At 45.1% G+C, this 14331-nt stretch carries 10 protein-coding genes; 6 read left to right on the top strand and 4 right to left on the bottom strand.

What is annotated here, in order from left to right; translation table 11 throughout:
• Window positions 1–95: 95 nt before the first annotated feature.
• Complete coding sequence (locus AC58QM_RS29990; RefSeq protein WP_497288435.1) at window positions 96–1745, top strand: extracellular solute-binding protein; 1650 nt, start codon at window positions 96–98, stop codon at window positions 1743–1745.
• A gap of 76 nt (window positions 1746–1821) precedes the next feature.
• Here the strand turns inward: AC58QM_RS29990 and AC58QM_RS29985 are convergent, their stop codons facing one another.
• Window positions 1822–2394, bottom strand: coding sequence for a TetR/AcrR family transcriptional regulator (locus AC58QM_RS29985; protein ID WP_497288434.1), 573 nt, complete (start codon window positions 2392–2394; stop codon window positions 1822–1824).
• A 228-nt stretch (window positions 2395–2622) separates the two neighbouring features.
• Between AC58QM_RS29985 and AC58QM_RS29980 the strand changes: the two genes are divergently transcribed.
• The 3 genes from AC58QM_RS29980 (at window position 2623) to AC58QM_RS29970 (ending at window position 7058) form a co-directional block, all read left to right on the top strand.
• Window positions 2623–4119, top strand: coding sequence for a DHA2 family efflux MFS transporter permease subunit (locus AC58QM_RS29980; protein WP_497288433.1), 1497 nt, complete (start codon window positions 2623–2625; stop codon window positions 4117–4119).
• 164 nt (window positions 4120–4283) lie between these two features.
• Complete coding sequence (locus tag AC58QM_RS29975; protein WP_497288491.1) at window positions 4284–5720, top strand: SulP family inorganic anion transporter; 1437 nt, start codon at window positions 4284–4286, stop codon at window positions 5718–5720.
• 63 nt (window positions 5721–5783) lie between these two features.
• Window positions 5784–7058 (top strand): voltage-gated chloride channel family protein, encoded by a 1275-nt coding sequence (locus AC58QM_RS29970; RefSeq protein ID WP_497288490.1) that lies wholly within the window; start codon window positions 5784–5786, stop codon window positions 7056–7058.
• Window positions 7059–7386: 328 nt separating this feature from the next.
• On the opposite strand, the gene AC58QM_RS29965 is transcribed toward AC58QM_RS29970, so the two are convergent.
• Window positions 7387–8079 (bottom strand): MBL fold metallo-hydrolase, encoded by a 693-nt coding sequence (locus tag AC58QM_RS29965; RefSeq protein WP_497288432.1) that lies wholly within the window; start codon window positions 8077–8079, stop codon window positions 7387–7389.
• A gap of 202 nt (window positions 8080–8281) precedes the next feature.
• The gene (locus AC58QM_RS29960; protein WP_497288431.1) at window positions 8282–8995 is read right to left on the bottom strand and encodes a response regulator transcription factor; all 714 of its coding nucleotides are present in this window, start codon (window positions 8993–8995) and stop codon (window positions 8282–8284) included.
• A 300-nt stretch (window positions 8996–9295) separates the two neighbouring features.
• Between AC58QM_RS29960 and AC58QM_RS29955 the strand changes: the two genes are divergently transcribed.
• Together AC58QM_RS29955 and AC58QM_RS29950 are read left to right on the top strand one after the other, a co-directional pair.
• A complete protein-coding gene (locus AC58QM_RS29955; RefSeq protein ID WP_497288430.1) occupies window positions 9296–10534 on the top strand; it encodes a putative bifunctional diguanylate cyclase/phosphodiesterase in 1239 nt (412 codons plus the stop codon).
• 60 nt (window positions 10535–10594) lie between these two features.
• Window positions 10595–13858 carry a response regulator gene (locus tag AC58QM_RS29950; RefSeq protein ID WP_497288489.1) on the top strand — a complete coding sequence of 1088 codons (3264 nt, stop codon included), beginning with the start codon at window positions 10595–10597 and terminating at the stop codon, window positions 13856–13858.
• A gap of 84 nt (window positions 13859–13942) precedes the next feature.
• On the opposite strand, the gene AC58QM_RS29945 is transcribed toward AC58QM_RS29950, so the two are convergent.
• On the bottom strand, window positions 13943–14278 hold the full coding sequence (locus AC58QM_RS29945) for a DUF5658 family protein (RefSeq protein WP_497288429.1): 336 nt from the start codon (window positions 14276–14278) through the stop codon (window positions 13943–13945).
• Between the last annotated feature and the right edge of the window lie 53 nt (window positions 14279–14331).

Below are 14331 nucleotides of genomic sequence, written 5' to 3'. Positions count from 1 at the left end.
ATGCAAGCGCTTTAATTGAACGTATTTTCAACAAGATAGGGGTACATCCCTGTTCAACGAGTAGGCCTGAAAATGAAAACTAGGGAGGAAGCATTATGGTAAAGGTGTTTAAAAAAGGGGTATTAGGAAGTATGACGGTTATGCTCATGCTTTCGGGTTTCTTGGTTGCCTGTTCCAATAAGGATGGGGGATCAAGCACAGCAACAACTTCACCTAGTGGCAGTAACGCAGCAACACCAAGCAAAGAACCTGAAAAACCAGCCAAAATCCGTGTCACCTTATGGGACCGTGCCAATGCACCAGAGGGTCAGAACCTGGGTAATAACTCAATTATTAAGTATGTTATTGATGAGACGAAGAAGGTTGGCCTCGACGTGGAATTCGTTTCCCTGCCTAGAGCGCAGGAATCGGAGAAACTGAACGTATGGATGGCATCCGGCGAAGCACCTGACGTTATTTTAACCTACTCCATGGATACGATCTTCAAATTCGCTGAACAAGGTGGATTATGGGAGTTGGATTCCTATCTAGCCAAATATCCAGACTTGATTAAGAATAACAAAGTCGCGCTTGACCAAGTAGGTATGTACAAAGGCAAACGGTATGCGATTCCTGCTCTAAAAGCAAACACATATTCTGGTCCTAACATGAAGATTCGTCAAGACTGGCTTGATGCGCTAGGGATGAAGACTCCGACTACGAACGAAGAACTTTATCAAGTGCTAAAGGCTTTTAAAGAGAAAGACCCGGGCAAAGTAGGTAAAGACAAAGTGATTCCATGGGCACTCCCTGCGATCAATCAATCCATGAAAGCCTTCTATTATGGCCCAATGTTTGGCTTCGGTGTCAATATGGATGGTCCAAGTAATCAGTTCTATGCGCCAGATGGCAACTATAAGAACGGTGTCTTCACCTCTTCCGTTGCTACACCTGAAGGAAAAGCCTATTACCAATGGATGAATAAAGTGTACAAAGAGGGGCTAATCTCCAAGGAATTCGTTACGGATGTGAGCTCACAGCAATTCACGCAACAGGTTAACAGTGGTGTTGCCGGCTTCGTAGACTCGAACGACACCCCTTGGAACCTGAATGTGGCTACACGTAAGTCGGTTCCAACGGCAACTTGGGTACCTGTAGAGCCATTCAAACGTCCAGACGGAACTCAAGTGATGAACAAGGTATCCGATTTCTCTATGCTTGTAGCTGTTCCGAAATCCAGTAAAAACCCGGATGCTGTCATGAAGTACCTGAACTGGATGGTTGAACCGAAGAATTTGGCAACCGTACAAAGTGGAATTGAGGGAGTCAACTGGAAGGATGACGGTGGTGTTAAAGTCCAGATTGATCCCGAACTGAACAAGAAAACTACATGGGTATCACTTGCAGGAGATCTTGCCATTGTTCAACAAGGAGGACCTGCATTAAACAAAGAACAACTTCTTAAGTCAGTAGCCCTCTCACTTCCGGACCAAAAGCAACGTGAAGAGTACGCTAATTCATTTGTTACCTATTATGATATTTTCAAAAAATACGGTAAACCGAACACGGTCATCGACTCACCTCGTCCCGTAGCTCAGAAGACCGTTGCAGCCATCGAGAAGAGCCTGTATGAAGGGGTTTCCAAAGTCATTATTTCTACGGACTTCGAGAAGACGTATGCGGAGATGCTTGCTAGTTGGGAAAGAGCAGGAGGAAAAGACTACGACAAAGAGATTAGCGATGCTTATAAAACAATGAAGAAGTAATGAGGTTAAAGTAGGGGAGCGAACTGACTTTTGGTTCGCTCCTTTGTTTTTTAAATATGCCCCCATCAACGCAAGATTATTCCGGTTTGGGCAGATGCAGGAGCTCCGCAAGCTGTGCAGCAAGGAACTCTGGTGTGTAGGGCAAATCATTGCGAAGCCAGAAGACAATTGTGCCTATAATAGCCGAGGAGCCATACCAGATCGTGATATCACGCTTAACGGTCAGCTTTGTGACTGCCTCCAGCTTGTCGATGCGACCGGTAATAAATTCAGCAATCAACTTCATAAGTCTTTCTGTAAATACGGGGAACCGCTTGGAAGCGAGCAGCGTTTTATAAAATCGCGAATTGTCCGCGATATGCTCTAGCATTTTGACAACAATCTGCATGTTAAAACCCGGAGGATCCGGCGCTTGCTTCAGGATAGCATCAATATCATTGATCATATCCTCTGCCAACCTGTCCATCATATCTGGAATATCGCGATAATGCAGATAAAAGGTGACGCGATTAATGGTGGCACGCTTTGCGATGCGATTGACCGTTATTTTCTCTAGTTCAAATTCCTGAAGCAATTCAATAAAGGCATCTCGAATTAATTGGCGTGTACGAAGTACGCGCGGGTCAATCCGCTGTATGTTGGTAGACATGAGTCAGCTCTTCCTCTCCGCAAATGTTATATACGACAATTTCTTCGGGAACTGTGGATTATCTATTAGATAGACTACAAATTCATAGAAACTGTCAACTAATATACATATCTAAAAAAGCTGTTGCTTGTGAACATCAGGTTCAATGACTATAATACTATTTACATCGAGTTTATTATACAACACAATGTCAATTAGTTAGAAGTCGAAGGTGAAAGGAAGAATAAAATGAGTAAAATTGCAGCATTTGATCCAAGTTCTATTAAGAAAGGTCCCCTTCTCTTTGTTATGATTCTGGGGGCGTTCATTGCCGTTCTGAATCAAACGATTATGAGCGTTGCCTTACCGCCACTCATGGTCGAATTCAATATTGCCGCATCAACTGGACAATGGCTGACCACTGGGTACATGTTGGTTAACGGTGTTTTGATTCCGATAACAGCGTTCCTCATGCAACGCTTTACGACGCGGGAGCTATTCCAAGCGTCCATGATTATTTTCCTCATTGGTACCATTGTATCAGCTGTGGCGCCAGGCTTTGAGGTATTGTTGACGGGGCGTCTGATTCAAGCAGCTGGGGCAGGTATTATCATGCCACTGCTTATGAATGTGATTTTGACAATCTTCCCGGCAGATAAGCGTGGAGGAGCTATGGGGATGGTTGGTTTGGCCATTATTTTTGCCCCTGCAGTGGGTCCTGCTCTTGCTGGTTATATTTTGGAACATTATTCGTGGCGTACGCTTTTCTACGGCATCATTCCTATTGTTGTTATCGTCATTGGTGTTGCTTTCATGTATCTGAAAAATGTGTCTGAACGTCAGTATCCCAAAATTGATACGTGGGGTGCCATTCTTTCAACTATCGGATTCGGTTTCCTTCTTTACGGCTTTAGTAGTGCTGGCGGCAAAGGCTGGTCCAGCTTGGAGGTCATCTTATCGATTGTTGTCGGTGTAGTTGCATTAATTTTGTTTACATGGCGCCAACTGGTTATTAAAGACCCACTTCTAGATCTTAGAGCGTTCAAGCATAACATGTTTACCTTGACTACTTTAATCAACATCGCAGTAACAATGGTCATGTACGCGGATATGATGCTGCTTCCGTTGTATTTGCAAAATGCTCGCGGATATACCGCGTTAGAGTCTGGTATTCTTATGCTCCCTGGCGCATTGCTCATGGGCTTGATGATGCCAGTAGCTGGTAAGTTGTTCGATAAATTCGGAGCGAAATGGTTGTCCATTATTGGTATGGTCATTACGATCATAACTACACTTGGATTCATCAATTTGACGGATTCTACAAGTTATACGTACCTAGTTCTTATGTCCACAGGACGACGTTTTGGTATGGCACTATTCTTAATGCCAATCACGACCGCGGGGCTCAATCAATTGCCTGCTAGGCTGAATGCGCATGGTACTGCGATATCTAATACCATCAAGCAAGTAGCTGGCGGCGTGGGTACTGCATTATTGATTACTGTTATGACGACTAGAACCAAATCACATGTCATCGAGTTAATGACGGCAGGTAAAACGGCGACTGCTACGAAAGAAATGATTAAAGAGGCATCCATTCAGGGGATTAATGATTCTTATCTCGTTATTATTGGAATCGCGATTGTCGGCTTGGTGTTATCCTTCTTCATTAAACGTGTAGGTCAGGCAGAGGAAGTTGAACCAGAAGTCGTGACTAGTCGGAAATCGGTTAGTGTTTCACAGTAACAGAACGAAGTACCTTAGGAGCTTCTCCAATTCATGGAGGAGCTCTTTATTTTTGCCTAGAGGGATGTCGAACATTTGTGTATAATGAGACAAGTTGACGAACGGACCCGACTTTTCTGAGACTGAAAGGTCAAGAAACACAAAGAAGGAGTGGAGACAGGTTGTTGGTTCAAAAGTTTAAAATGGCGTGGCTCTCCAACGTCCGTAAGGATGTACTCGCGGGCATCACGGTGGCTTTAGCGCTGATTCCAGAGGCTATTGCCTTTTCAATTTTGGCGGGTGTAGATCCGATGGTAGGGTTGTATGCATCCTTTTGTATTGCTGTTACGATTTCTATTGTAGGCGGGCGCAGAGGTATGATTTCCGCGGCTACAGGAGCTATGGCTTCGTTAATGGGGCCTGTCGTAGCGAAATACGGGATCGAGTATTTATTTGCCGCGACGATACTAACAGGCGTCCTCCAGTATGTGATGGGGGCATTGAAATTTGGGAGATTCATTACCTTTATCCCTCATTCGGTGATGACAGGATTCGTGAATGCCTTGGCAATTATTATTTTTATGGCGCAGTTTCCAAGCTTTGAAGGAGCTAATTGGCAAATGCCGCTGATGATTGCAGGTACGCTTGTGATTATCTATATACTTCCGAGATTCACGCAGGTTGTTCCTTCACCGCTCGTAGCCATTATTGTGATGACGATAATCTCGATGAGTCTGCATTTGGATCTTCGTACGGTTGGGGATATGGGCAAAATCACGCAAGAGCTGCCATTTTTCCATGTGCCACAAATTGATTTCTCTCTAGAGATTATCTGGCGTATGTTGCCGTTCTCTTTAGCGCTTGCTGTTGTGGGTATGACGGAATCTTTGATGACGGCGACGATTGTTGATGAGATGACGGATACGAAAAGCGACAAAAATAAAGAGGTAAAAGGTCAAGGAATTGCGAACGTGGTCTCAGGGTTATTTGGCGGGATGGCAGGCTGCGCGATGATCGGGCAAACCGTTATTAACGTGAAATCAGGCGGCAGAGCGCGGTTATCTACGTTCGTATCTGGGGTATTTCTGCTCTTCCTTATACTCGTTCTCGGCGATGTCGTGAAGCAAATTCCGATGGGCGCACTTGTTGGCGTCATGTTTATGGTGTCGATCGGTACCTTTGATTGGAACTCGTTGCGAACGCTAGCAAAAATTCCTCGAAGTGATGCGCTAATCATGATCGTGACAGTGGCAGTCGTTTTGGCAACATCAGACTTAGCGATTGGCGTTGTATCAGGTGTGATTTTGAGTGCATTGGTCTACGGGTGGCGGTCAGCGAGAATTAAGGCGCAATCAACAATTGAGAAGAATGGCGCTAAGGTGTATCGTATAAAGGGACAGCTATTCTTCGGTACGATGGCGCATTTTGTTGAGCTTTTCGATTATAAAAATGATCCGGAAGAAATCATTATCGACTTCGCCGCATCTCATGTTTGGGACCATTCAGCGGTGACGGCGATTGCCAAAACCATACAAAGATACGAGCAAAACATTAAAACCGTAACGATCATTGGCTTGAACGCGGAGAGCAAGCTTCTTATGGATCGAGTCGGAACACTGTAACACTAGGCCTTTCCACAAGAGGTGAGAATTACTTTGAACAATCGTCCAAAAGCGTTAGAATTTATGGCCAAGTATATGCATGTTGCCTTACTGGGTTCATTCGTAAAGTGGATTTGCTATGGCAGCGTCGTTGGCATCCTAACGGGGTCAGCTTCAGCGCTTTTTCTCTTCAGTTTAGATCTGGTTACGGAGCGTAGAATTACCTATCCGTGGTTGTTATTTCTTCTGCCTGCAGGCGGGGCATTCATGGCCTATATCTATCTGAAAATCGGTAAAAATGCAGGGAGAGGGAATAACTTGATCCTCGAACAGCTCCATGAGGCCAAGGAGAGGATTCCTTTGCGCATGGCGCCTTTAGTGCTCGCCGGGACCCTTGTCACGCATCTTTTTGGGGGATCAGCGGGCCGCGAAGGTACGGCTGTTCAAATGGGGGGAAGCTTCGCTGATTGGATAGGACGCGTCTTTCGAGTAGATGAGACGGATCGGAAAATCCTGCTCATGTGCGGCATCAGCAGCGGGTTTGGCTCTGTTTTTGGAACGCCGCTCGCAGGCACAATCTTCGCTTTGGAAGTAGCTGCTATTGGAATGATGAGGTATCAAGCGCTGATTCCTTGCTTCATTGCTAGTTTGGTAGCGCATCAGGTGACCATGGCATGGGGGATTCATCATATTCATTATGCTATGGGGGCAGTCCCGTTGTTATCTGTAGGGGTTGTTCTCAAAGTCGTGTTGGCTTCGATCCTATTCGGATTAGCTAGCATCCTCTTTAGCGAGCTTACCCATGGGATGAAATGGCTATATACGCGGTTATTCGCTAACCCGGTGCTGCGAGCCTTTGTCGGCGGAATTGTGCTTATTGCGCTTGTTGCGGTATTCAAAACGAGGGACTATCTGGGGCTGGGCATCCCTTTGCTGCAGCAAGCCTTCGAAGCGCCAGTCGATCACTTTGCCTTCTTGTGGAAGACGATCTTTACTGCGCTAACACTCGGAGCGGGCTATCTCGGCGGGGAAGTAACCCCGTTGTTCGTTATTGGCGCTACCTTGGGCAATTCGCTTGCTGATCTTTTGGGGCTTTCTGCGCCATTCTTGGCTGCGTTGGGACTCATCGCGGTTTTCAGCGGCGCTACCAACACACCGTTGGCCTGCTTCATCATGGGCGTAGAACTGTTTGGCTCCGAAGGGATCCTCTACATGTTCATGGCTTGCCTCGTGAGCTATCTGTTTTCCGGTCATTCAGGGATTTATACCTCGCAGCGGATCGGATTGTCCAAGTCGAGAAGACATGCTCTTGCCGAAGGGGAGACGTTGGCTTCGGTTAGGGTGAAGAAGAAGAACTAGCGAAAAACGAGTAACGAGTAACGAGTAATGACTAAAAGAGTAAAGAGTAAGTGAGTGATAACAGGCTGTCCTGTAAAGTAGATGTTTCTACTTCAGGGCAGCCTGTTTTGTTGAATCCTCGTTTAGTTCGATTCTGCCGAACTAAATCGAGAATTTCTTGTTATATAAGACCAATAGTCCGATTCTACCGAACTATTTCGGCATTTTCCTCGTGTAAGGGGTGTTTGGAGCGATTTAGTTGGGCTATTTCGGACTAATTTGGATGAATGGACGCGCGCAGTGGGATTAGTTCGGTAAAATCGAACTAATAGGCGCGCCAGCGGCGACCCTACGCCCACTTGGCTCGAAACGCTTGCGAAGCCCTCGCAAGCAAAGGCTTGCCATGGCCAAAGCAAGCGGCATTGAATTCCGCCTTCCCTAGGCGGATCAAGTCCTGCCTCGCTTGCGAGAAGTTCTCGTGGCCGATGCTCCAGCCAAGGCCCATCATATTCGCCGCTGCATCCGCAGCAAACATCACGCCGCCGTGCTTCGGCAGCAGCAAGGCGATTTGCCCTGCGCTATGCGCGGGAGCAGCGATCGTCTGCAGACCAGCAGCGAAATCAAGCGTGGCATTCGCTTTCAAATAACCGTCGATAGAAAAGGTTTCTATCGGCGTTTCTTTAATGAATAAACGGAACAACAGTTTATTCATCAGTCCAGGCGTGGCGGTTAGCGGCCGCTGCGGCTGTCCTTTTTCTACAATCGGTGCATCCTCTTCGCTGATATAGATTTTCGCATGCGGAACCTCTCGCTTCAGTGCAGCTGTACTTCCTACATGGTCAGGATGGCCATGTGTAAGGAGAATGGTCTTCAAGTCAGAAGGTTTGTGTCCGATGGCTTGGATTCCCTCTAGAATTTTGGCAGCACTTCCTGGTGTGCCGGTGTCAATCAGAATGAGGCCTTCCGCTGCCTCGATCAAATAAGCATTGACGGTCCCAAGTGGTAACATATAAACACCAGCAACAACTTGTTGAACTTTCATCTGTATGTCCCCTCTCCCAAGGCTAACTAGTAATTAGCTGAATTAAAATCCCCATTAATATTTAGTCTATGTAAACAATAGGACAGAGAAATACCAGGTTAATAAAATACCTACAACAAGTGTGTTTGCTCTCTTTTACTGTAAGAAAGAACAAAAAAATAAGACCAAATCCAATCCAGGATCAGGTCAATATGTAAGTCGCTTAGATGACAAATTTATAGCCTACGCCCCATACGGTCTTAATATATTTCGGCTCTTTGGGATTGATCTCAATTTTTCTGCGCAAATTCGTAATATGTACATCAATCGCCCGCTCGTTTATGTATGAATCGAATCCACGTAAAGCATTAATCAGGTCTTCGCGACGGTAAACCCGTTCAGGGTGTTCAACTAGCAATCGAATGAGTTCAAACTCAGAGAAGGTCATTTCGATCGATTCGCCTCGCACGTGCAAGGTTCGTTTCTCTAAATTAATCTGGAGCTCCATAGCGGGAACGGTAATCCGTTGGCGAATCGGGGCAGGATCAGCAGGTGGCTGCTCAGCGGGTAGTTCCTTTTTGAAGCGGCGTAAAAGAACTTGAATGCGGGCCTTCATTTCATGCATACTGAATGGTTTGCATAAATAATCGTCGGCGCCAACGGTAAAAGCTTCGATTTTCTCACTGACTTTAGAGTTTGAGGAGATGATAATGATCGGAACGGGTGTAAGCCCTCGTAAGGAATTGCATAGCTCTGTACCTTCGAAGTCTGGGAGAATAAGATCAAGTAGAATCAGATCTGGCTGGAAATTATGTAGGGCCGTGAGCCCTTCCTGTCCATTGTGGCACCTGAGAACTAAGAAGTCTTCCTCTTTCAGATACATGCAGATCATCTCACCGATAATATCATCGTCCTCAATTAATAGAACTCTGTCCATTAGAAGTTCCCCCTAACGCATAGTTTTCTAATTTGAATATCGTAAAAAGTGATGAGGTGAGTGATATTGCTAATATTTAGCTAATAATTCTATTATACGCTGTCGAATTTTAAGAGTAAACCGTTTTCATATAGGGAGTTTAAAAAAATGTTAGTAAAATATTAGCGAATTAGAGCTAAAAAATTCATGGGATTTAAGTAAGTAACCTAATAAGTGGAAAGTACAATGGGATTATAAGTAAGAATGGCTTGAAAAGGTGGCGAAAAAATGAGTCTGACAGGCAGGTATGGAGTACTAGTAGTGAGTATGTCCGAACAAACTCAGGAGGTCATTACGACCATATTGAAGCAGGATGAGCAGCTTATTCTGACAGGAATTGTAGCACATGGCAGTGCCGCACTGGTATGTATGCTTCGTGATAAGCCTGATCTAGTCCTTATTGATCTGGACTTACCGGATTTGCTAGGACTTACGGCACTTCAGCTCATTATGGACCATAGCCCTATTCCTGTAATTATGCTAAGTACACATACATCAGAAGGCTCGGTTCAAACAATTCAAGCGATGCGCTTTGGTGCGGTCGATTATTTTCATAAAGAGATGTTAATTGCGGGATTAAATGGCGAAGGGATCATTACCTATTTCTTAGAACGATGTAAAGTCGCTATTCAAAATGGGGTCAAAGGTGTCTATCCCGCCGCTGCCCATGTAGAGGGCTATGTGGATTGTGTACAGCCTAGTACTCCTTTAAGCAGTAGCGTAATGCTGCAGAGAAGAATGGATATTGAGGTTCATCTGCGCAAGGCGATCTCCAAGCGAGAGTTAAAGCTGGTCTATCAACCTGTTGTTGATATTAGTACGAGCGTTGTTGTCGGGTTGGAATGTCTGCTTCGTTGGGATAATCCTGATTTTGGCGATGTCCCGCCAACGGAGTTTATTTCGATAGCAGAGGAAAGTGGACTCATTCACGAAATTGGTGAGTGGGTGCTGAGAGAGGCGTGCCAACAAAACCAGAAATGGCGAAATGCTGGCCTTCCACCTATGTTTGTGGCTGTGAATTTATCACGCAAGCAGTTTAATGATTGTCGGTTAAGTAATACCATTGCAGCAATTCTGGAGGAAACTGGCTTAGATCCCAAGTACTTAGAATTAGAAATTACAGAGAGTCTGAGTGTGGATGCTAGACTAGCCGCAGATGCGCTAGGGAAACTCAAAAAGCTAGGTCTGAGAATTGCTATGGATGATTTTGGAACAGGATATAGCTCACTTGGTTACCTGCGTGACTTGCCCGTCGACAAAGTGAAAATTGATAAATCTTTCATTAAAGATTTACAACATGGACATGTGAATGCAGTTATTGTGAGTACGATGATTTCTATGGCGAAACAATTGAATCTGTCTGTTGTGGCGGAGGGTGTTGAAACGGAAGAAGAGCTACAGGTGCTGCGTGAGTATGGTTGTCGCTTCGTTCAAGGGTATTACTATAGTAAACCTGTCGAAGTTTGTCATATTGAACAAATGTTGTTTCAACTAGCCTAAGAGACATGATAGAATGATGAAGGATTAGATAAGTTCTCACTAGAGTCATAAAACGGGTTGGTGATTGTTCTGTTACGTGATTTGATTATCAATTTTTCCGTAATAACTGTTTTTGTCGTATTTGTAGAACACTTCTTTCTCATCATGAAGCTTGATCAGAGGCCAACCTGGTTAACTAAAGTGTATATCGGATTGGCGCACGGAGCGTTAGTAGTCGTCTTAATGAATTTCAGTATTCAGATGGAACCGCTAGTTAGCCTGAATTTCCGCGGTGTAGGCCTACTCTTGGCTGCCTATATGGGTGGTATGCTTTCAATATTTATCACTTTTGTTTGTTTATGGATAGGAAGATTCATTATGGACGGAACGATTTCTTTGCCGTTATTGCTGATTGGGCTTGCAGCGATTACAGGAACGAGCATAATCTTTGCCAAAATAAAAATTTATTGGTTACAATGGTTGGCGGCTTCCACATTCTTTTTTGTTTTCTATTATACGTTGGTGTGGATGGTGTATGGGACGTCGCTTGATACGATATGGAAATATATCACCTATCAGTTGATGTGTGTCTTCGTAATTGCATGCTTCTTGCGATATTTATTACGTAATCGGGAGTATAAGCAGCAGCTTCGACAAGTCGAAGAAGAGTTGATTGATATGCTTCGGTTTCAGCCAGGGTTCACATTTAAGCTGCATAAGCATCGGGATGAATACGTTTTCATTGTGATTGAAGGACAGCTGCTGCAGATGTTAGGCTTGTATCCACATCAATTCATTGGCAAAAAAATAGATGATGTGAAAGTATTCACTTCAGCCTTTCAGGCTCAAGTCAAGGGTTATTATGAGCGGGCTTGGCAGGGCGAACGCGTGAATTATGAGTATGATTATAATGGCTTTACGATCTTAGTAAGCTTACAGCCGATTTATAAAAATAGTTATGTGACAGAACTCATTGGCTCGGCTTGTGATGTTACAGAGCATCGAGCTGCCTTAGTTAAAGCAAGAGTACGGGATGAGCAATATCGGACATTAGTAGAAAACTCAGAGGATTTTATCTTTCGATTTCGACTCGATGGTACAATAGCCTCCTCTAATAGTAAGATGTATATTACCTACGAGCTGGATTCGGACCAAGTAAAAGGGAAGTTGCTGACGGAAGTTGTGCAGATGGATGACCCAGAGATGTGGGAGATGAAATTCGAACAAACCATTCTGAAGCGAAAAACGCAACAATTTGGCATTCAGCTGCTGCATCCAGATGGTTCAGAACATGCGTATAATGTCACGTTGTCCCCTCTTTATATGGATGGGGATAAGGAGATTGATGGTGTAACGGGAACGGTCCACGATATCACCGATCTGAAGAAGCGGGAAGAAGCAGATCAATCCAACAGGGCCAAAAGTCAGTTCTTAGCTCGGATGAGCCATGAAATACGTACGCCGTTGAACGGGATTATCGGACTGTCCTTGCTGCTGCAACGGACAGAGTTATCTGCCATCCAGCAGGATTATTTGAACAAAATTGATTCATCTTCTAATGTTCTACTTGCTACGATCAATGATATTCTGGATTTCTCCAAGCTTGAAGCAGGCAAAATGGCACTAGAAACGCTGGATTTCTCACTCGAAGAATCAATCCAAAAAGTAGCTGATCTCGCGAGTGTTTCGCTTGGAAAGAAGCGAATTGAGATTATGCTGGATACCTCAGAGGATCTGCCTGATCTTGTCAATGGTGACGCGTTTCGTTTGGAGCAGGTGCTCATTAATCTTACGAATAATGCGATAAAGTTTACCAAAAGGGGCTATTTGAGGTTGAAGGTCGCTCTGGAGGCTACATCAGATGAAGGTTACTTACTTTCATTCGCTATGGAGGATACGGGGATTGGAATTTCCAAGGAACAGCTCTCGAAGCTCTTCGTTCCGTTCTCCCAAGCGGATACATCGATGAGTCGGCGCTATGGAGGGACAGGTTTAGGTCTAGTTATTTGCCAACATTTAGTTCAGTCAATGGGCGGTATCTTGCAGGTGGAATCCACCCTTGGTCAAGGCAGCCGATTCTACTTCAACTTAATGCTGGGGAAAGCGGGAACAGATGCAGGGACGAAGCCTATAGATTTGGATGCGCATCCTAGCTCCGTTCAGAACCAGCGTATTCGGATTGCCGAGGATCACCCGCTTGTTGCTAAACATATCGGTGAATTGCTGAGCTCTATGCATGTTAAGATAGACAGCGTTTCAACGACAGCAGATTTGGTGAGAACCTTGGAAGAGGATGCCTGGTATGCTGCACCCGTGGACTATGTGCTCCTGGATATGCAAATGGAGGATCTCCAGTATCAAGATGGGCTAGAGCGCGTAATGGCTCCAATCGATCGTTCGCGCACGAAGGTCATCGCTTATACGACACTTGACGGCAGGGAGCAGATGTCAGAGCTTCCAGACCTTTTGCAGGCGGATGCGGTGCTCGTGAAACCAGTTAGCCGAGCTAAACTGAAGATGGTCATTGAAGGGTTAGCTCAACAGAAGATACAATCCGTTGCAGCGGAGCCGGTTCTAAATGCACTTTTAGTGAAGAAACAGGCCGCCGCATCCAAAGGGAATATTCTCGTGGTGGAGGACAATGAAATCAACCAGTTGGTTATTTCGGAGTTATTGAAGCAGTTAGGCTATCACCCGCTAATCGCAGAGAATGGTCTTGAAGCCTTGGAATTGGCGGATAAAGAGACATTTAAGCTGATTCTTATGGATATACATATGCCAGAGATGGATGGTTACGAGGCTACACAGAAGCTAAGGCAGCGCAAAAGTTTGAATCTTGTGCCTATCGTCGCGCTTACCGCGAATATGCTGATGCAGGATCGTATGCAGCTTCTGAAGCTGGGCATGAATGATTTGCTCATTAAGCCGATTACGGAACGGCAGCTGACAGATATGTTGGGGAAATGGGACATGTTGAACTGGTTAAACCAATATCCAGGTGTTGGTGTGGACCAGTTGATGCGGAATATTGATCATAAACTGCATATTTTCCAGTACATGCTGGAGAAATTTAAGCTGGATTATTATGATTTCCACGATCAGCTGGCACCTTTTATTAGCGATGGAGAGCTTGTTGCGGTTAAAAGGAAGATTCACACGCTGAAAGGGATTGCTGTGAATTTTTACGCGGATGCGCTGGTAGCGCAGGTCCTTGCGATGGAGAAAGAGCTGGAGAGAGGGATCGATCCACATGCGGTGTTCTCCCTTTTGAAACGAATTCAGTATGAGATTGACGGAATACTGGGACAGCACAACGCAACCGTGGCCAATATTGAGGGTTATTGAAAAAAAGAAAAGACGAAAGGCCTGTTGTTCACGTGAATACCGAGTGAGTCGGTAGACGTGACAGCAGGCCTCTTATAATCCGTTCTAAGCAGGACCAGCGACGTAGGTTAGTCCATAGGAAAGCCAGACGAAGTGATACACATTGACGGCAGCATAAATCACGACGGTGAGGGTAAGGCAAGGTTTTACCCATAGTTTCTGACGAATGTAGGGATATATCAGCATAAGTGCGACTGGGAAAATCAGCTTCACCAGATAGTAGGCGATGATATGCCATTCGTAGAGATAGCGGATCAACGGATTGGCCTCTTGGATGAAAGCTAGCTGCAGGCCGATGTCGGTAAATAACGCGTCGAAAAAGCAAAGAATGAGCAGGGATAGCAGCAATTTGCTTTTAAAGAAGAATCGAAAAACAAGCATACGGTTCCTCGCTTCCGTGGCTTAGTTCAGATCTCGCCTGATACATAATGTAT

The sequence above is a fragment of the Paenibacillus sp. J22P165 genome (assembly GCF_059692015.1).
Note: the sequence above shows the minus strand (reverse complement) of the source record. Positions and strands in the feature narration are given on the sequence as shown.

Coding starts and splice junctions, on each gene's coding strand:
- AC58QM_RS29990 (WP_497288435.1), top strand. CDS start 96: ATGGTAAAGGTGTTTAAAAAAGGGGTATTAGGAAGTATGACGGTTATG.
- AC58QM_RS29985 (WP_497288434.1), bottom strand. CDS start 2,394: ATGTCTACCAACATACAGCGGATTGACCCGCGCGTACTTCGTACACGC.
- AC58QM_RS29980 (WP_497288433.1), top strand. CDS start 2,623: ATGAGTAAAATTGCAGCATTTGATCCAAGTTCTATTAAGAAAGGTCCC.
- AC58QM_RS29970 (WP_497288490.1), top strand. CDS start 5,784: ATGGCCAAGTATATGCATGTTGCCTTACTGGGTTCATTCGTAAAGTGG.
- AC58QM_RS29965 (WP_497288432.1), bottom strand. CDS start 8,079: ATGAAAGTTCAACAAGTTGTTGCTGGTGTTTATATGTTACCACTTGGG.
- AC58QM_RS29960 (WP_497288431.1), bottom strand. CDS start 8,995: ATGGACAGAGTTCTATTAATTGAGGACGATGATATTATCGGTGAGATG.
- AC58QM_RS29945 (WP_497288429.1), bottom strand. CDS start 14,278: ATGCTTGTTTTTCGATTCTTCTTTAAAAGCAAATTGCTGCTATCCCTG.